This window comes from Microbacterium sp. A84, assembly GCF_051842815.1.
Lineage (GTDB): Bacteria > Actinomycetota > Actinomycetes > Actinomycetales > Microbacteriaceae > Microbacterium.
In genome coordinates this window covers 96,167-113,890 of record NZ_JBPXMS010000001.1, presented here as the reverse complement: position 1 = coordinate 113,890, position 17,724 = coordinate 96,167, and the positions used below count along the sequence as shown (strand labels likewise).

The following is a 17,724-nucleotide window of genomic DNA, read 5'->3' as shown; positions in this document are numbered from 1 at the left end:
GACGCAGAAGCACGACCCACGCCCAAACCCGTAATCAGAGTGGGTTCAGGACTGCTCAGCCCTTGACGGCGAAGCTCACGATCTTCGGAGCGCGAACGATCACCTTCACGATTTCCTTGTCGCCGATCGCCCGGATGACACGCTCGTCGGCGCGGGCGAGTGCTTCCAGCTCCGCCTCGCTGATCTTGGCCGACACATCGAACTGTGCCCGCACCTTGCCGCCGACCTGCACGACGGCCGTGATCGTGTCTTCGACCAGCAGCGCAGGATCTGCCTGACGCCACGTCACCAGTCCGACAGAAGGCTCGTGCCCGAGTGCCTCCCACATCTCCTCCGCGGTGTGCGGAGCGATGAGGTCGAGCATCACCGCGATGGTCTCCACCGCTTCACGAACAGCGGGGTCGGACGCGCCAGCACCGGAGTCGATCGTCTTGCGGGTGAGGTTCACCAACTCCATCAGGCGTGCGACGAGCACGTTGAACTTGGTCTGCTCGACCAGAGCCGGAGCTTCGGCGAGCAGGTGATGCGTACCTCGCCGCAGCGCAGCGTTGCCGTCCTTGAACAGCACGTCGACCGGGCTCGACACCTCGTGGCTCAGACGCATTGCACGCGCGAGGAACTTCTGGGCACCGGTCGTTGAGACGTCGGCCCAGTCCTTGTCATCTTCGACCGGACCTGCGAAGGCCATACCGACGCGCACCGCATCGGCACCGTGAGCGCCGAGTTCATCTTCAAAGAGCACCAGGTTGCCCTTGCTCTTTGACATCTTCGCGCCGTTGAGGATGACCATGCCCTGGTTGATCAGACTGCTGAACGGCTCGGTGAAGTCGATCAGCCCCATGTCGAACAGCACCTTGGTGATGAAGCGTGCATACAGCAGGTGCAGGATCGCGTGCTCGACACCGCCGACGTACGAGTCGACGGGCGCCCAGCGCGCGGCCTCAGCGGGGTCGAATGCGAACTGGTCACTGTTCGGCGAGAGGAAGCGCAGGAAGTACCACGAGCTGTCCACGAAGGTGTCCATCGTGTCGGCATCGCGCAGCACGGGGTCGCCGCTGATGGGATCGACCGTGCGTACCCAGGATTCCGCCGCGCCAAGGGGCGAGGTGCCCTTGGGCGAGAGATCCAGGCCCTCAACGCTCGGCAGCTTCACTGGCAGTTGGGCCTCGGGAACCGGAGTGACGTGGCCATCCTCGTGGTGCAGCATCGGGATCGGCGTGCCCCAGAACCGCTGACGTGAGATCAGCCAGTCACGCAGGCGGTAGTTCTTCGATGCACGGCCGGTGCCGGACGCAACCAGCTGCTCGATCGCGCGAGCGACGGCATTGCGCTTGGATAAACCGTTCAGATCGCCCGAGTTGATCATCCGGCCCTCGCCACTGAGCGCGACACCCGTGACGGAGGGATGCTGGTCGTCGACAGTCGCGGCGCCGGTGTCGATCGGCACGCCCTCTTCGTCGACTTCGATGACCGGCATCGCACCGGTGACCGGTGCGGTGGTGTCGACGACGACCTTGACCGGCAGGTCGAAGGCGCGAGCGAAATCGAGGTCACGCTGATCGTGCGCAGGCACCGCCATGACCGCGCCAGTGCCGTAGTCGGCCAGCACGTAGTCTGCTGCCCAGATCGGCAGCTTCTCACCGTTGACCGGGTTGATCGCGTAACGCCCCAGAAAGACACCTGTCTTCGGCCGGTCAGTGGCCTGGCGTTCGATGTCGGTCGTCTTCTGCACCGTAGCCAGGTACTCCGCGAACGACGTCTGCACCTCGGCGGGCGCGTCAGCGACGAGCTCCGTGGCGAGTTCTGCATCGGGTGCCACCACGAAGAATGTCGCGCCGTGCAGCGTGTCAGGGCGCGTCGAGAACACCGTCACCGGCTCCTCGCGTCCCTCGATGCGGAAGTCGACATCGGCGCCGATCGAGCGACCGATCCAGTTGCGCTGCATCTGCAGCACCTTGTGCGGCCAGCGACCCTCGAGCTGGTTCAGGTCATCCAGCAGGCGGTCGGCATAGTCAGTGATCTTGAAGTACCACTGCGTGAGCTTCTTCTTCACGACCTCGGTGCCACAGCGCTCACAGCGCCCGTCGACGACCTGCTCGTTCGCGAGGACCGTCTGGTCGTTCGGGCACCAGTTGACGGGGCTCTTCTTACGATAGGCCAGCCCACGCTCGTGCAGCTTCAGGAACAGCCACTGGTTCCAGTGGTAGTACTCCGGGTCGGAGGTGTGCAGCTCGCGCGACCAGTCGAACGAGACGCCATAGGACTTGAACGCCTGCTTCTGCTGATCGATGTTCTGATAGGTCCACTCGCGGGGATCGGCGCCACGGCGGATCGCGGCATTCTCCGCCGGCAGGCCGAACGAGTCCCACCCGATCGGGTTCAGCACGTTGTGCCCGCGGTGCCGCCAGAAGCGGGCCACGATGTCGGAGTAGAGGTAGTTCTCGGCATGCCCCATGTGCAGGTCACCGGAAGGGTACGGGAACATCGCCAGCACGAATTTGCGCGGCCGGGTGTCTTCCTCACCGCCCGCGAGGAAGGTCTCGTTGTCCGCCCAGTACTTCTGCCACTTGGCTTGGACAGCGTGCACCGACAGCGACTCGTCGGTGGGCTCAGTGGAGGAGGACAGATTTTCAGACAACGAACGGCCAATCTCAGGAAGCGGACTGCACAAAAGTCAGGAACTTCCAGGATATCCGATCAATACCGGCGCCAGGCGTCTGGCAGGTCAGCACCGAGCGCTGCCAGAGGCGCGCGCGCCTTCGTGGCGACCTCATCGACCTCGGCGTCCGCGATAGAGCCCCAGGTGATTCCGCCACCCGCTCCGACGACGGCACGTTCTGCGTCAATCAGGATGCTACGGATCACCATCGCCAGATCCAGTGCGCCGTCGACGCCCACGTAGCCGAAGCATCCGCTGTACACCCCACGTGGCGCGTTCTCCTCGAGCTCATTCAGCACCGTCATCGCCGACAGCTTGGGCGCCCCGGTCATACTCCCGGCGGGAAATGCAGCGCTCCAGAGATCTCGAACGGTAAGCCCATCCGCAGCCTGGCCGCTGACCGTGCTGACCAGTTGATGCACTGCCGGATATGACTCCACCTCCCAGAGCCCGTCGACGCGGATCGTGCCAGGCACGCACACTTGCGAGAGATCGTTGCGCATCAGATCGACGATCATGACGTTCTCTGCGCGCTCCTTCGCACTGGCCAGGAGCTCTGCGGCGAGCGCAGCATCGGTTTCCGCATCCACCCCGCGAGGGCGGGTCCCCTTGATCGGTCGGGTCTGGATGCGCCCTTCAGAAGCGTGCAGGAACGTCTCCGGGCTGGCGCTGAGCAATGCTCGCCCACCGATTCGGACAAATCCGCCATGGTGGGCAGGAGTCGCTGCACGCAGGCGCGAATAGGTCTGCACCGGATCATGGGGGCCCGCCACGTCGAACCGCGTCGTGAGGCACAACTGGTAGGCGGTTCCGGCTCGGATCGCCTCGCGACACCGGTCGATGAGCATCGTGTACTGGTCAGGATCGTGTCGAGCGGTGGCCTGCCTCCGATCGGGGGCAGTCACCACCGTGGATAAACCGGATGCCTCGGCTACCGCTGCGGCCGCATGCACCCACGCCTCGATCTGGGTCGCAGAGCCCAGCAGCCAGGCGGAACCGGTGGCATGATCGACCGCGACAGCACCGTGCACCCGCATCCAGGCGGGACCGCCTTCGGAGCCGGCGGCAGGTGCACCGGCCGCCCCGGCACCGGATTCATAGTCCAGCCACCCCACCCAGCCGCCACGGAACGGCGGCGCACCATCGAGCGTCGGTGAAGGCTCGTCGAGTCTCATGCCGCCGGGGCCGTCAGTATCTGGCTCCCCTACCCCGACGACACTCCACCCCTCGACTGCGCGATCCCCCGCATCCAACCAGAAGACGTTCTCGAACCGTGCCTCGAGAACGCCGAACAGCGCGGCGACGTCAACCGACGCATCCGTACGTCGAAGCTCCAGGGGCGAAAGGTGCGGCACCCTCTCAGCGTAGGGTGCGACCGAGCACGTATTCTCATGTGCGTGGACGACTTTCTCCAATGGCTTCTCGATGCCGTGCAGGCTGTTGATCCGATCGCCCGCACACTGATCGCGGGTGTCGCCGTCATGCTGGAGACCAGCATCCTGATCGGACTGATCGTCCCCGGCGACACCATCGTGATCATTGCCTCCATGGGCGTCGATAGCTTTGCCGAGGCGATAGCGATGGTCATCGCCGTCGTGATCGGTGCCCTCATCGGCGAGAGCATCGGATTCTGGCTCGGACGCTGGCTCGGCCCGCGCATCCGACACTCCTGGGTTGGGCGGAAGATCGGCGAGAAGCACTGGCAGCAGGCAGAGCGATATCTGCAACGCCGTGGCGGTTTGGCGATATTCATCTCGCGATTCCTGCCTGTGCTGCACTCCCTCGTCCCCCTCACGGTCGGGATGAGCACCTACTCCTATCGCCGTTTCCTGGCATGGACAGCGCCCGCATGCCTGCTGTGGGCCACTGCCTACGTCAGCATCACCTCGTTGGCTGCCGGCACCTTCCGTGAACTCGTCGACCGGGTGCACTTCGCGGGCTACGTGTTCGTCGGCGTCATCGTGATCTTTCTGCTCCTGGTCTTCCTGAGTAAGAAACTGCTGACCCGCTGGGAAGCCAGGCACATGCACGTCGGCAAAGAGGGCGAGGATGCCGCGTCAGGCATGAAAGACTGAAGTGATGCCTGAAAACAGCGCTAACAACACCAGAATCCACTGGTTCGCGCGCCTGGAGCACCGCCTGCACGTGTGGCGAGAGAGCCGGGCGCGTCGTCGTGGACGCACCGCAACGATGCTGCCGTTCGCCGGCTATGGCGGCAGCGGCTGGGTGCGCGTCGTCGGCCGCGTACTGATCGTGCCGCCGCAGCGCCGCACAGAAAACGGTGACCAGCCCAGCGTGCGCGGATGGAGAAGCTTCGTCGGCATCCCCGTCAGCTTCGCCAAGGTGCAGGTCACGATCGCGGGGCGCACGCACGACGTGATCGCCGACCGCGGTGGCGTGATCGACACCGTGATCAAGGCAGAACTCCCGGCCGGCTGGCAGAAGTTCACCATGATCGTCGAGAGTCAGGAGCCCGTGGAGGCCACCGCATTCGTCGTCGGCGATGACGTGAAGTTCGGCGTCCTGTCGGATATCGATGACACTGTCATGGTCACGGCGCTACCGCGTCCGTTCATCGCCGCCTGGAACTCCTTCGTCGTCGACGAACACGCCCGCCTTCCGGTGCCCGGCATGGCCGTGCTGCTTGAGCAGCTGGTACGTCAGCATCCAGGAGCGCCCATGGTCTATCTCTCCACCGGTGCGTGGAATGTCGCCCCGACGCTCAGCCGCTTCATGAACCGCCATCTCTTCCCCAACGGTTCCATGCTGCTCACCGACTGGGGGCCGACACACGATCGCTGGTTCCGCAGCGGCCGAGAGCACAAGCTCAGCAATCTGCGCCGGCTCGCCGCCGAGTTCCCGCACGTACGGTGGCTGCTGATCGGCGACGATGGACAGCACGACGAGTCGATCTACAGCGAGTTCATGCAGGAGCACCCGGATTCCGTCGCAGGCGTCGCCATCCGACAGCTCTCCGCAACCGAGGCCATTCTGGCCGGTGGTCGCGCCACCGACGACGACCACCCCGAAGGCACCACCCCGTGGGTCGAGGCGTCCGATGGTGCAGGCCTTCGCGAGCGGCTGACCGAGGCAGGCATCCTGCACTGATGTCTGCGTCGTCCCCGCTTGATCGCACGGCCTGGCTGCTACGCGAGAGCGCTCATCAGGAGCGCGCGGATGCGTTGACCTTCGCGCATCGTGAACGCGCGACGCGCGGTGAAAAGCATCCGGTCTGGGACTTTCTGCACACGTACTATTCCTATTCGCCCGCGCACCTGCGGCGGTGGCATCCCGGCGCCGGAGTGCAGCTGAACGATGCATCGGAGCGGAGCGACTGGCGCTGGTACGCCCCCGGCCTGGTACCGAACTCAGTCATTCCCGACGCCGACGCTTTCGGACGAGAGAAAGCGCAGCTGGCAGAACTCGTGGAGCGGATACTGCGTCGCACAGCAGCACGCTCTGGACAGTTCGGCTGCTTCGGCCTGCACGAGTGGGCGATGGTCTACCGTGACGATGCGCACCGTCATCCTGCACCCCTGCGCCTCGGTCAGGACGGCACTGACGCTGTCGTCGAGTCGAATGATCTGCGCTGCACGCACTTCGACGCGTTCCGTTTCTTCACACCGGATGCCGTGCCGCGCAATCGCCAGCTGCTGAGCCGTGCTGACCAGCCGGAACTCGAGCAACCCGGTTGCCTTCATGCCGGCATGGACCTCTACAAATGGGCGATGAAACTCGGGCCGCTCATCCCCGGCGAGCTGCTACTTGACACCTTCGAACTCGCGCGAGACATCCGCCTGCTCGATATGGAGGCGGCCCCGTACGATCTCTCCGCCTGGAACGTGGTGCCTGTGCCGATCGAAACACCCGAAGGCAAGGCCGAGTATGTGCGCCAGCAGCGCGGTTTCGCCGAGCGCGGCAACGCACTGCGCACGCGAATGCTGGATGCCTGGCTTGGTCCGGTGTCAGTGCCGGTGTCGGTGTCGTCTCAGGATGCCGGTGTGCAGTCCGCACACGGCGCCCAGACGGTGCTGGATGCTGCGCGCTCCAGCCGCAGCGTCATGACGCGCTCCGCGGCGTCCTGAAGCCGCTCTGCCGGAAGTTCTCCGGTGTCGACGGCCAGGGCGATCCCCGCCGTCAACTGCGCTGCGCTTTCGGGCGTGGAGTGCGCGATCGCCAGCACAAGATCATTGCCCGCAGCGACCGCTGCCACGGCGTTCGTAACGGGATCGGCGTACTCCGGGATGCCCGTGGACTGCAGCATGCCCAGGTCATCGGTCACGATGACCCCTTCGAAGCCCAAATCATCGCGGGCTATCTCATGCCAGCGCGCGGAGAGCGAGGCGGGTGCGGCATCCACCGCGGTGTACGACAGGTGCCCGAACATCAGCAGCGACGCCCCCGCGTCGATGCCCGCGACGAACGGCAGCGCATCCGATTGCTGCCACTGTTCGAACGATTTGTCGGTGTTGGGGATCAGCTCGTGCGAATCGCCTGGGGCGGCGCCGTGTCCGGGAAAGTGCTTGAGCGTGGAGGCGGCGAAGGACTCTTCAGCCGTGACGGCAGCGGCCACACGATCCGCCGCAGCCGCAGGGTCTGCGCCGAGCGAACGCCCAAAGATGAACGATGACGTGTCTGCGGTGGTATCGGCGACGACGCCGAAGTTCACATTCGCGCCAGCGCGTGCCACCAGCGAGGCTCGCGCGGCGAACGCCGTCGAGGCCTCGGCTGCGGGTCGGTCTTTTAGCGTCGATGATGCGGCGATATCATCCCATGGCAGGCGCGAGACGTAACCGCCTTCCTGATCTATCGCGATCAGTGGCGGCAGAGCACGGTCGACAGCGAGTGAAGCAGTCACCGCCTGCAACTCTGCCTCGCTGCCCGGCACGTTCGCGCCCATGAGGATGAAACCGCCGATGCCGGTGCTCGACATGTATGCCGACAGCGCCGCCGGATCGGTCGATGAGATGTGACTCATCACAATGCTCGCGGCCTGCTGCTCGGTGGTCATCTCGGCGACGAGCACCGCTGCCTGTGTTGCTGGCCCGCCCGACGTGGCAGGCTGAACGCCTGCTGGCTGCACGACTGCGGGACGGGTCTGAGTGACGGGTTGTGTTCGCGCGCTGGCGGCGCCCGCTGATGAGAGCACGGCGACGATCGCGAGTGCACCTGCGATCCGGAGCGGGATGTGACGGCGCATGCCTCCACCCTACGGCGTGCCCTCGTACAGCCACTCGCCCTGTCACTCGTGGGATAGGAAGCTCAGCGCGTGAGCGCCTTCGCGATCTCCTCGGATGACTCGGAGGTGCCGTTTCCGAATCGGACAGTGCGTCCGATGGTGAGCGGCTCGTGCAGAGTTGCGGCAATCACCGCTGCGACATCGGCGCGAGAGACGGCACCGGTATCCGGTGCATCCAACTCGATGCGGCCGGTCGGATCCTCGAATGTGAGGGTGCCGGGGCCGAGGATGGTGCCCTCGAGGTCAGTGCCGCGCAGATGCTCGTCGGCCGCCCACTTCGCATCGGCGTACGCGAAGAAGGAATCCTCAGGCGCAACACCGTGGTCCGCCGTGGAACCGAGCCAGGAGACCATCACGTAGCGGTGAACGCCGGCGAGCGCAGCAGCATCCATTGTGCGGATGGCCGCGTCACGGTCGACCGCGTACGTGCGCTCGGGGGACCCACCACCCGCACCCGCCGACCACACGACGGCGTCGTGACCGCGGATGACCTCGGCGAGCGCCGCCGCATCCAGTGTTTCGACATCGGCGACGAGAGCAGTGGCGCCGCCTGCTTCCACGTCGGCGACGTGGTCTGGGTTGCGGATGACCGCGGTGACTTCGTCGCCACGAGCGACGAGCAGCGGAGCGAGCAGAAGTGCGATGCGGCCGTGGCCGCCAAAGACGATGATGCGGGACATGGTGAACTCCTTGCTTATGACAGGACGCCTGTTACTGCGGCGATTGAGTGGTGTCGATGACGTAGGCCTGCGGGTGCGAGGGAAGGTAGCGGATGACCACCTGTTCGCCCGATCCTACGTATGAGCGTGTGTCCGGATGCACCGACGGTGTGAACGAGTCGTTGCGCAGGGTGTACTCGACACCGGCGTTAGAGGTGAAGCTGACCCATCCGCCGTCGACTTCGCCCGTGGTCGGAACTCCGTTGGCATGGATGTAGCCACGGGTGAGCGGTACACCGATGGTGGCGAGGATGCCGAGAACAAGAGATCCGAGCATCACAACCCCCAGCACTCCGAAGACGATGCGTCGGATTCGCCACAGCACCTCCAATCCCGGACGCCCCTGCGACGCGCTCGGGAGCCCTTCGCGTTCGCGGATGTCGGCCAATGCGACAGAGACCTTCTGGGAACGCGCGGCCAGCATGAAGCATCCGACCACCGAGAACGCGGCAATGAAGGTGATCGCGTAGCCGTGCGTGACCGGGAAGTTGACCAGCCAAACGAGCGAATCGAGCAGGTTCATCGACCGACCTCCTGCTCGATCGTGACGGCAATCGTGTGTGGATCCTCACGCCGATACATCGCCCACACGGGCGAGCCGACCTGCAACCGTGAGATCGCGTCCGGATAGACGAACACCGTGGTGTCGGTCTCCCAGCTCGACTGACCATCCGGGGTCACCAGCACACGCAGCGCGAGCTCGCTCTGCCCTTCCCGGCGCGTACCGGTAGGACGCACGCTGAGAACCGAAGCCGATACTTGGATGCCTGAGGTGCGTGCCCGGACCTGCCGAGGATCGATCAGACCGCGGCGGATGCGCCAGTCGAGCATCGCGTCCCGCACGACGAGGTCGGTCATGTCGGCGAGCGTGACCACGTCAGGATCGGTCACGCTGTAATGCACGGGCAGCGGCATACCCACCTGAAGCATCGCTTCTTCGGCGGGCTCGAGCGTGCGACGCATGTGACTGATGAACTCCGCCCCGTCGGCTGCGGTGACTCGGACGTAGATGTCGAACTGCGGCAGGTCATTCACGCGCATGCTGCCGCGGACGAGGTCCACGATCACCCCGACACCGATCTCCGTGTCGCCACGCAGCGTCGAACGGCGACCGAACGCAGACGCCGCCCCCGCGATCGTCAAGATGAGGCCCCAACTGATACCGATGATGATCGGTGCGGTCAGCGGGTCATCGCTGTGGAAGGGAAGGATCGACTGCTGCTGGTCTATGCCGAACAGACTCTCGCCCACCCAGATCAGCAACCAGACCGACAACAGGAACCAGATGATCGTGAACAGCGCGCGGATCATGCGTCCAGGGTATACGGCTGACGCAGCGGTGTGCACCGTAGAATCGCCTCATGTTCGAGCGTGAGATCACCGAGCGCGTGTCACTCACCGATGCTGACGGCGGGCTGAACCCCGCCGCGCTCGGGTGGACACGCACCCCACTGCATGACACCTCCGCAATCCCGGGTCACGGCCACTGGGGCCGGAACAAGCGGTGGGAGTACTGGGGCGTCATGACGCCCACCCACATCGTCTCGCTCACGGTCTCGTGCATCGACTATCTGTCACTGCATTCTGTGTGGGTGCTTGACCGGGCCACCGGAGAAGCGGTCGACGCCACGGTCCTCTCCCCTGGCGGGCGCAGTGCAACATTGCCGGCATCGCTGGGCGATGGACCTGCTCGAGCGCGCACCAAGAAGGTATCTCTCGACATCGACGAGATCGAGGGCGCCACACGGCTGCGCGGTACGGCGCCACGAGTGTCCTTCGACATCATTGCGGATCGGCCTGCCGGTCATGAGTCGATGGGCGTTGTCGTGCCGTGGCGGCGAGGCGACAGCATCCGTCGGTTCCAGTACACGGTCAAGGACGTCGCACGGCCTGCCCACGGGACTCTCACGATCGATGGCACAGCGCACCACCTGCCTGAGGGCAGCTGGGCCGTGCTCGACCATGGGCGCGGACGTTGGCCGTATCAGGTGTGGTGGAACTGGGCCGCCAGCAGCGGCATCGTCGATGGACGCGTGATCGGGCTGCAGCTTGGGTCGAAATGGACCGATGGATCAGGCGCGACCGAGAACGCCGTCGTCGTCGATGGGCGCCTGTCGAAGATTAGTGAAGAGTTGGTCTGGGACTACGACTCGTCCGATTGGATGAAGCCCTGGCACATTCACGGTGAACGGGCGGATCTGACGTTCACACCGTTCTACAACAAGCATTCGCGAACCAATGTGCTGGTGATCTCCACACGCACAGATCAGTTGTTCGGCACCTGGAGCGGATGGGTGCTGGATGCCGCAGACGAGCGCGTCACGGTCGACGGGATTGAAGGCTGGGCCGAGGACGTCCTCAACCGGTGGTGACGCTGGCCATTGCTGTCTCGAGCGCCCGCCGTACGCCCTTCGCCGCCGTGCGGCCCGCACGGTTGGCGCCAATCGTGCTGGCAGAAGGTCCGTAGCCGACGAGCTGAATGCGCGAGTCCTTGACCGCGGTTGTTCCGCGTCCATTGCGATCGAGTTGAATGCCCCCTGCGTCGCTGCGCAGGTGCAAAGGTGCGAGGTGTCCGATCGCGGGGCGGAAGCCGGTCGCCCAGAGGATCACATCGACCTGCTCGAAGGAACCATCCGCCCAGCGCACGCCATCCGCCTCGATGCGCTGGAACATCGGGCGACGGTCAGCGTAGGCACCGAGTCGCTCGGCCTCCCGCTCCTGTGGACGCAGCATGAGTCCGGTGACGCTGACCACGCTCTGCGGCGGCAGCCCCTGCGCGACTCGCTGCTCGACGAGGGCGACGGCAGCGGCTCCGGCTTCGGGATCAAACTCGTCATCACGCCAGACCGGTTCGCGACGGGTGGCCCAGAGCGTGTCCGTAATCGGGGCGAGGACACCGAGAAACTGCACAGCGGATGCGCCTCCGCCCACGACGAGCACCCGCTTGCCTCGAAAATGCTCGGGACCCGGATAGTCGATCGTGTGCAACTGTTCGCCGACGAAGGTCTCCATGCCCGGGTAATGGGGCAGGAACGGCTGGGTCCAGGTGCCGGTGGCGTTGACGAGCGTGCGGGTGTGCCATTCGCGCTCTCCCGCATGCACCACAAGGAGGTCACCGTCGTCGGTGACACGATCGACATGCACGGGTCGGATGATCGGAAGGGCATGTTCGTGCTCGTAGTCGGCGAAGGATGCCGGAACCGACTCGTTCGCCCGCTTGCTGTCACGGGCCGGTGGCTGCGCATCGGGGAGCTCGGCGACGCCGTGCACGTCGGCCATGGTGAGCGCGTCCCACCGGTGCTGCCACGCCCCGCCCGGAGCATCGTTGGCGTCGAGGACCAGGTGATCGATGCCCAGTCGCTTCAGGTGGTACGAGGTCGACAGACCCGCCTGCCCTGCGCCGATGACGACGCTCTGCACGATCTCCATATCCATCACAACGCATACATCCACGACAATGTTCCTACTCCGCCCCGATGAAACACCCGGGCGCGGTGCTCGATTGGCGGACGTCGCTTCGAATGTTGTATTCTTTTCAAGTTGCCTCGTTCATCCGGGGCATGAATATGGGTCTGTGGCGCAGCTGGTAGCGCACCTGCATGGCATGCAGGGGGTCAGGGGTTCGAGTCCCCTCAGATCCACCAAAAAGAAGCCTCCGGGAAACCGGGGGCTTCTTCTATTTGGGTTTATAGCCCGTCACTGCCACTTCGAGGACGGCTTCGACCGCAGGCCGATGCGCTGCTCCAGTTCACCGAGCTCATCCATGATGTCCACGGCCAGCCAGACGCGGTTACGGCTATGCCCGGTAATTTCCTCCAAGACACCTGCCTCGGTCAGTTGGTCAAGCGCGTCGTACGTGCGCGCCAACGTCGAACCAGTGGCAGCGGTGGCTATGCTCGCGTCAAGGACAGGTCTGATGGCGAGCTTGTTCAGAAGGGTGGCCGCGGAGGACCCCCGCCGAGGCCTGACCCGCTCTCGCCATTCATCGGGCAACGCCGCGAGACGGTCCGCGCTTGCGAGAGAAGCGATGGCTGCGGTGTGTGCCGACCTGGCGACGTACTCGACTAGCCCTTGCGCGTCGCCGTGACGGTAGCTGCGTAGGTGTTCGAAGTAAATGTCGACGTCGGCGAGCATCGCAGCAGCGATGGGTACGGTCGCGGAGCGGGAGATGCCGCGGCGACGGAGAACGGCACCGATGAGCGCTCGGCCGACTCGCCCGTTCCCATCTGTGAAGGGGTGGATGGCCTCGAACTGCCCGTGTGCGACGGCAGCCTGCCCGATGGCACTGATGTCATCACGCGCTACGAACCTCAGCATGTCGTCCATGAGCGGCTGGACCATGAGCGGCGGCGGTGGGATGTGCGCCGCGTCCAGGGGTGAGAAGTCGCTGCCGCCAATCCAGTTCTGCTGCATCCGATATCGCCCCGCGAAGCCGCCCTCAAGGAGGTCACCGGTCAGCAGCTGATCGTGAGCGGTCAGCAGCGCCTCCCCAGTGATGTGGCCTACTGCTGCACTATCGACAAGCGCGCGCATTGCGGCCGAGGCCGCCACCGTGCGCCGGGCCTGCTCCCCTGCCTCTCCACCGATGGAAGCACGAGCGATATCCTGGATGTCAGCGTAGATGTGCTCCACTTTCGAAGAGGCCACGGTCTCGGTTCGAGCCAGCAGGTCGCTCAGTCCGCCGAGGTCGCTCGCCCGGCCGTCGAGCGCGGCGATGGCTCGAACTGCTTCCTCACTGGCTAGAGCGGCATTCTGGCTGAGCGGCAGCGGTTCGTCGGCGATGAAGGCGGGCACCTCGACGTCAACCTGGGTCAGCTCGCGGTCGCGCTTAGAAGGTCGCCGTCCGGCCAGATTGCGCTGGTCCGGGTTCGTTGCCCAGCTGACCGACTGCTTGTCACAGGCTGGCCACGGCATCGCCAACTGCGCCATCGCATCTCCAACCGATAGTTTGTCAAGCTATACTATCACTTATCGCCACTAAGTGAAACTATAGGACTAGATACTATCGTTTGAAGGAATGGCCTCGCTTAGCATCGAGACATGTCCCGGACAGCGTTGATCATTGGATGGTTCGGCCAGGAAGCGCTTTGGCTCGCGCCAGAATCGCCCACCCCGTTTATTGAGCTCACTTCAGCAGTCACGCGCGCGTTCCCGGTTTACCCCCCTTACGGAGGGTTGCACGATGCATCCGTGCCTCATGCCACAGTTGGCGACTCCGCTGGCTATGAAGAGTTGCAAGACGCTGAGCGAGTTGTCGGCGCCGAGCTGCCACTGAGCGGCACAGCATCTGCCGTCGTCCTCCTCGTCGAGGGCCCACACGGCCGGTGGCGCGAAGCGTCGCGTTTCCCGCTCTCATGACGGGTTGCCTCCCCAACCTGCCCGGACTAGCGCAAGCCGCGCTGGACGGCGTGCATGATCCGGAACACACACCTTTCGGCGTCCCGTGGACCGATGCTACTCCCGCAGATCTTCTAATCGACGCACCGTAAACACGGGGTCGTGGCTTCCGAAGTCGGTGCATGGTCGTGGTCTAGGGACTGAGATGCGTGCGGCGCTGCTGTTGTTCGCTTTCGATGCCCTCGGCGCGGAGTGGGCCGAGTCGGGTGCCGCGCGTTGGAACGACGCATCCCTCAACGTCTCAAGGAAGCTCGGTTACGAGCTCAACGGTGTGACGCGCGTCGCTCCGCGCGCAGGCGAAGCAGTTGACGAGCAACGCGTGCGCCTCGAGAAGACGTCGTTCGTGCGGCCTGATTGGTCAATCTCCGTCCGAGGCGCAGAACCGACCCTCGCCCAGTTGGGAGTTGATGGCCGCAAATCGGGTAACTCAGCGGACGTGGAGTCGACGACGGAGAAAGACCAGTTCTAGGCGCTCGTGGTAGGCCAAGCGTCGTAGGAGTTTCACTGGTGTCCATGTCACGTGCCGATGCGTCGTTTTGAACGAGCGTGGCATGTCGAGGATCACCTCATGGATGTGCTTTGCGGAGCGGCCGAGTTCCTCGCTGAGATCGTCCACTGGTTCCAGCTGAGGCAGCCCGCACCAGCGCGGATACGTCCGCGCCTCTGTGTCGGCGATGTGGCGCAGAATCGTCCGCGGCGTGCGCCACGGCATCCACATCGGCTGCGCAATTGCTGAGTCCTCCGCGTCAAGTTCGGCGTCAGTCGCCGCATCCAGCAAGGCGAGCGTTTCTAGGCTCTGGGCTTCTAGTATCCGAATCGTCCGAGCGAGCTGATTCTCGGTGGCCGGCAGTGCGCCCTTCGAGAAGATGCCATCGGGGCCGCTGATCCGCTCGGCCACCTCCAGTTCCTGCACCGACACCCCAGCGTGTCGCGCGAATCGGGATAGGGCCTCTGGCTCGGTAGAAGCTTGAGCGCATTCGCCCCCACGCCTCCAGAGCGAATGACCAGACCGCCACTTCCCCGAGACGGACCAAAGTGTCGCTCGCGTCGATAACGACATACATGATCCCACGCTATCTTCCGCTGCTACTGCACTCGACCTGGAGCTCCCTCAGACGTCGCCATCCGCGATGCTGGCGAGAGCGGCGAGGTGGCCTTCCAGAGCGCGACTGCCGTCTGGCGTGATCGCTATCCACGTAAGTTTTCGGGCATCCGCACGGAGGGGCGAGCTTTCTTTTCTGACGGCGACGAGGCCCGCTTCACCGAGTATCTTGAGGTTTCTCGACAGATTGACGTCAGTGATCTCAAGGGCGTCACGAATCACCCCAAATTCCAGTTCCGCCACGCGCCGCAGCAGTCCGCAGATACGGAGGCGCGTCGGAGAGTGAATCACCTCGTTGAACATAGGAATGATCTTGGCGCTCATCGCGTCTGGTCTCTCGTGCCGGCAATCTCGTCCCGGAGGGCGTCGTCGTATCGACGACCCAAGATGAGAGTGACAGTGAATGCAACAACCGCGGGAATGGCAACCCACCACGGGTTGGCGCCGACGACCTTAATTGCAATCCCTGCTAGGAACGCCAGAAGGGCTACCCCTAGCGTCACCAAGAGCAGACGCCTACTGCGCGGTCCTGCCGGCTGGGTGATCGTCACTCCATAGCGACTGCTGTAGGTCATGGTGAGAACTGGAATGGCCACAATGCTGAGGGCCACCACCATAATTGGCGCTGGGCCCGAGAAGGCCTGCGATCCCACTAGCAGGGCCACGATCAATCCAAGCGCCGTGTGGTACCACCAGGGAGTGACCACCCGTTGAGACAAGCTCTTACCATCAGCGTCGAGGGCGCTTAGCGCCTCGCGTGCTTGCGCGGATGTTGGCTGCGACGGGGGAAGCGGAGAGTCCGGCGAAGAATCGTTTTCCATAATTGAAAGTCTATATCTGATTTACACTTTTAGAAAGTCACTTTTCGAGAGTACATCCCCAGTCGCTCGCTGACATACCGCGGTGTGCGACTAGTCGCAGCTTCGCGTGCGCACGATAGGCTCCCCCTGATGAAAAACCCCGATGTGCTAAAAGCTGCCGAAAAATGGACCTCCTCAGAGATCAAGAACTGGTCACCAACGTGGCGGGATAACTTGACACATTGGCTTGAGCCCAGCCTCGCTCTCGTGGGAGATGCTGAGTGGGGTGGCCAGATCCGGGATATGGTTCAGCTTCCCGTCCCGGATCCGCTGGCGTGGGCGAACAGACGGGTCGAGCTGGCGGATGGGCATTGGGCCATCGCTGGAATCCGGTTTCGGGGTCGTGACGTCGAGAAGCCCTTCGTGGACATAATCGCAACATCGCTCCCTCCAGAGCCCTCGGGTCTTGCCGCTCTCGGCGAGGTCTTGCCGCAGTTCAGCGCGTTCTCTCCGCTGTGCTTGCGAGTCAACCTGCCTGATCCGGAGCTGGGACTTCGAGCGCTTACTGCTTCGGATGTGGATGCCGGACGAGCTACGCCGGATCTGCTTATCGTGGGGCGCCCGGTGGCGGAAATGCTTGAGCAGCCGCTAGCCAGCCGGTACGACGATGTTTCGCTCGTACCTTGCGATGCTGAGGAAGCGGAAAAACGTGTCGCAGCGATCTATGACGAGCTGAGGCGAGCACGGCCGCAACTCGATCAGTGGGCCACGCCGGCCGACGCCGACGCTCTCGAGGACGCCGCTGAGGAGGGCCTTCTCTTCGAGATTCTCGTCAACGGCACCTCGGCAGGCGTCGTGGCGGCTGAGCGTAATGACGCCTACGGTCTCGCTGGCTTTTGCATGCAGGAGATTGTCCTTGATTCTGCACACAGAGGACACCGGTTGGGCGTCGCTACCTTGCAGCGGCTTTGCCGAGAAGTGCCTGCGAGTGCCGACGACGTGCTGTGGGGGCACATCCATCCCGACAACTTCGCGTCTCTACGCAACGCCCAGGAGAGCGGGCGAAAGGTAGTTACCGCCCACGTGTGGGTCACCCCCACCGGCTACGACGGCATGCCCGCATAGAGGACAGCATCGAAGTTACAGGGATAAAACATCGAAGCGCCCGGCCGACCGATTCAGCCCTGCCCGGGGCCGCCGTAGGAGTGCCCAGGCGGAAGTGACGGGCAAACGGTCGTCTCGGTGAACACACCGATCTCGGCACGGATCGCAACACCGTGATCGGTGCGCACTACCGAATAAGCAATACCTTCGAGCGAGTCGAAATCCGAAGCGTTCCCCAGCGTGACGGCGTCGGTCTGTGTGCCCTCGGCGATCAGCGTCGGGACCGTTACGATCAGGTCCGCGGTCGGGTGCTCCTTAAGCCAGTTCGCCGTCTCGACGAGGTCGGCGCCCTCGACAGTCCAGTAACCGGTGCGAATCTCCATCGGCGAGCACGGCCAGCCTTGATAGGAGTAGAAAGAAGGCAGTGTCGCCTGCCCGCTCTCTTCTACGCGCACAGCAGCGGCGGGCAGAACCGCGCCCTCAAGCCATGAGTCAGCCTTCGCGGCGGCCGCTGTGTCGAGAGCCGGGTCGAAGTCCGATGCCGATGGCACTGCCGATGGCTCGCCGGAACTTTCCGCTCCGGAAACGGCGGTCGCGCACCCCGCGAGCAGCACCGTGGTGACCGATAAGAGAACGAGACTCTGCAGATGCCGCATAACCCTCACCCTATGGGCAACGGAGTCCTACTCGGGAGCACAAGTTGA

General features: G+C 64.2%; 18 protein-coding genes and 1 tRNA gene. 8 read left to right on the top strand and 11 right to left on the bottom strand.

Annotated elements, in window-relative coordinates:
• Positions 1 to 55: 55 nt before the first annotated feature.
• Both leuS and ACSU04_RS00590 read right to left on the bottom strand, forming a co-directional pair.
• The gene (gene leuS / locus ACSU04_RS00595; RefSeq protein WP_439288108.1) at positions 56 to 2,638 is read right to left on the bottom strand and encodes a leucine--tRNA ligase; all 2,583 of its coding nucleotides are present in this window, start codon (positions 2,636 to 2,638) and stop codon (positions 56 to 58) included.
• A gap of 59 nt (positions 2,639 to 2,697) precedes the next feature.
• On the bottom strand, positions 2,698 to 4,014 hold the full coding sequence (locus ACSU04_RS00590; RefSeq protein WP_439277950.1) for an anthranilate synthase component I family protein: 1,317 nt from the start codon (positions 4,012 to 4,014) through the stop codon (positions 2,698 to 2,700).
• A 42-nt stretch (positions 4,015 to 4,056) separates the two neighbouring features.
• Between ACSU04_RS00590 and ACSU04_RS00585 the strand changes: the two genes are divergently transcribed.
• The 3 genes from ACSU04_RS00585 to ACSU04_RS00575 are packed head-to-tail and all read left to right on the top strand — an operon-like array spanning position 4,057 to position 6,744.
• The gene (locus ACSU04_RS00585; protein WP_439277949.1) at positions 4,057 to 4,734 is read left to right on the top strand and encodes a DedA family protein; all 678 of its coding nucleotides are present in this window, start codon (positions 4,057 to 4,059) and stop codon (positions 4,732 to 4,734) included.
• A gap of 4 nt (positions 4,735 to 4,738) precedes the next feature.
• Positions 4,739 to 5,767 (top strand): App1 family protein, encoded by a 1,029-nt coding sequence (locus ACSU04_RS00580; protein ID WP_439277948.1) that lies wholly within the window; start codon positions 4,739 to 4,741, stop codon positions 5,765 to 5,767.
• Positions 5,767 to 6,744: a 3-methyladenine DNA glycosylase gene (locus tag ACSU04_RS00575; RefSeq protein ID WP_439288107.1), complete on the top strand. Its 978-nt coding sequence runs from the start codon at positions 5,767 to 5,769 to the stop codon at positions 6,742 to 6,744. The genes ACSU04_RS00580 and ACSU04_RS00575 overlap by 1 nt, the downstream gene beginning before the upstream one ends.
• Here ACSU04_RS00575 and ACSU04_RS00570 read toward each other — a convergent pair.
• From ACSU04_RS00570 to ACSU04_RS00555, 4 genes are all read right to left on the bottom strand, one after another.
• Positions 6,648 to 7,859 (bottom strand): glycoside hydrolase family 3 N-terminal domain-containing protein, encoded by a 1,212-nt coding sequence (locus tag ACSU04_RS00570; protein ID WP_439288106.1) that lies wholly within the window; start codon positions 7,857 to 7,859, stop codon positions 6,648 to 6,650. The two genes, ACSU04_RS00575 and ACSU04_RS00570, sit on opposite strands and share 97 nt — an antisense overlap.
• A 62-nt stretch (positions 7,860 to 7,921) precedes the next feature.
• Positions 7,922 to 8,578, bottom strand: coding sequence for an SDR family oxidoreductase (locus ACSU04_RS00565; RefSeq protein WP_439288105.1), 657 nt, complete (start codon positions 8,576 to 8,578; stop codon positions 7,922 to 7,924).
• 31 nt (positions 8,579 to 8,609) lie between these two features.
• On the bottom strand, positions 8,610 to 9,140 hold the full coding sequence (locus ACSU04_RS00560) for a hypothetical protein (protein ID WP_439288104.1): 531 nt from the start codon (positions 9,138 to 9,140) through the stop codon (positions 8,610 to 8,612).
• Positions 9,137 to 9,928, bottom strand: coding sequence for a hypothetical protein (locus ACSU04_RS00555; protein WP_439288103.1), 792 nt, complete (start codon positions 9,926 to 9,928; stop codon positions 9,137 to 9,139). Before ACSU04_RS00555 ends, ACSU04_RS00560 begins: the two co-directional genes overlap by 4 nt.
• Before the next feature lie 50 nt (positions 9,929 to 9,978).
• Here ACSU04_RS00555 and ACSU04_RS00550 point away from each other — a divergent pair, with 50 nt between their 5' ends.
• The gene (locus tag ACSU04_RS00550) at positions 9,979 to 10,989 is read left to right on the top strand and encodes a DUF2804 domain-containing protein (protein WP_439288102.1); all 1,011 of its coding nucleotides are present in this window, start codon (positions 9,979 to 9,981) and stop codon (positions 10,987 to 10,989) included.
• On the opposite strand, the gene ACSU04_RS00545 is transcribed toward ACSU04_RS00550, so the two are convergent.
• Complete coding sequence (locus ACSU04_RS00545) at positions 10,976 to 12,046, bottom strand: NAD(P)-binding domain-containing protein (protein ID WP_439289392.1); 1,071 nt, start codon at positions 12,044 to 12,046, stop codon at positions 10,976 to 10,978. The two genes, ACSU04_RS00550 and ACSU04_RS00545, sit on opposite strands and share 14 nt — an antisense overlap.
• A 139-nt stretch (positions 12,047 to 12,185) precedes the next feature.
• On the opposite strand from ACSU04_RS00545, the gene ACSU04_RS00540 reads away from it, so the two are divergent.
• Positions 12,186 to 12,261 (top strand) — tRNA-Ala (locus ACSU04_RS00540).
• Positions 12,262 to 12,313: 52 nt separating this feature from the next.
• Here the strand turns inward: ACSU04_RS00540 and ACSU04_RS00535 are convergent.
• On the bottom strand, positions 12,314 to 13,546 hold the full coding sequence (locus ACSU04_RS00535) for a Fic family protein (protein ID WP_439288101.1): 1,233 nt from the start codon (positions 13,544 to 13,546) through the stop codon (positions 12,314 to 12,316).
• A 111-nt stretch (positions 13,547 to 13,657) separates the two neighbouring features.
• On the opposite strand from ACSU04_RS00535, the gene ACSU04_RS00530 reads away from it, so the two are divergent.
• Together ACSU04_RS00530 and ACSU04_RS00525 are read left to right on the top strand one after the other, a co-directional pair.
• Positions 13,658 to 13,975, top strand: coding sequence for a 2'-5' RNA ligase family protein (locus ACSU04_RS00530; RefSeq protein ID WP_439288100.1), 318 nt, complete (start codon positions 13,658 to 13,660; stop codon positions 13,973 to 13,975).
• Between the two features lie 85 nt (positions 13,976 to 14,060).
• The gene (locus ACSU04_RS00525; protein ID WP_439288099.1) at positions 14,061 to 14,483 is read left to right on the top strand and encodes a GNAT family N-acetyltransferase; all 423 of its coding nucleotides are present in this window, start codon (positions 14,061 to 14,063) and stop codon (positions 14,481 to 14,483) included.
• On the opposite strand, the gene ACSU04_RS00520 is transcribed toward ACSU04_RS00525, so the two are convergent.
• Both ACSU04_RS00520 and ACSU04_RS00515 read right to left on the bottom strand, forming a co-directional pair.
• Positions 14,442 to 14,912 (bottom strand): hypothetical protein, encoded by a 471-nt coding sequence (locus ACSU04_RS00520; protein WP_439288098.1) that lies wholly within the window; start codon positions 14,910 to 14,912, stop codon positions 14,442 to 14,444. The genes ACSU04_RS00525 and ACSU04_RS00520 overlap by 42 nt on opposite strands.
• Positions 14,913 to 15,125: 213 nt before the next feature.
• On the bottom strand, positions 15,126 to 15,440 hold the full coding sequence (locus ACSU04_RS00515) for a transcriptional regulator (RefSeq protein ID WP_439288097.1): 315 nt from the start codon (positions 15,438 to 15,440) through the stop codon (positions 15,126 to 15,128).
• 710 nt (positions 15,441 to 16,150) lie between these two features.
• On the opposite strand from ACSU04_RS00515, the gene ACSU04_RS00510 reads away from it, so the two are divergent.
• A complete protein-coding gene (locus tag ACSU04_RS00510; protein ID WP_439288096.1) occupies positions 16,151 to 17,041 on the top strand; it encodes a hypothetical protein in 891 nt (296 codons plus the stop codon).
• Positions 17,042 to 17,094: 53 nt separating this feature from the next.
• Here the strand turns inward: ACSU04_RS00510 and ACSU04_RS00505 are convergent, their stop codons facing one another.
• Positions 17,095 to 17,676: a hypothetical protein gene (locus ACSU04_RS00505; RefSeq protein WP_439277934.1), complete on the bottom strand. Its 582-nt coding sequence runs from the start codon at positions 17,674 to 17,676 to the stop codon at positions 17,095 to 17,097.
• Positions 17,677 to 17,724: the final 48 nt, after the last annotated feature.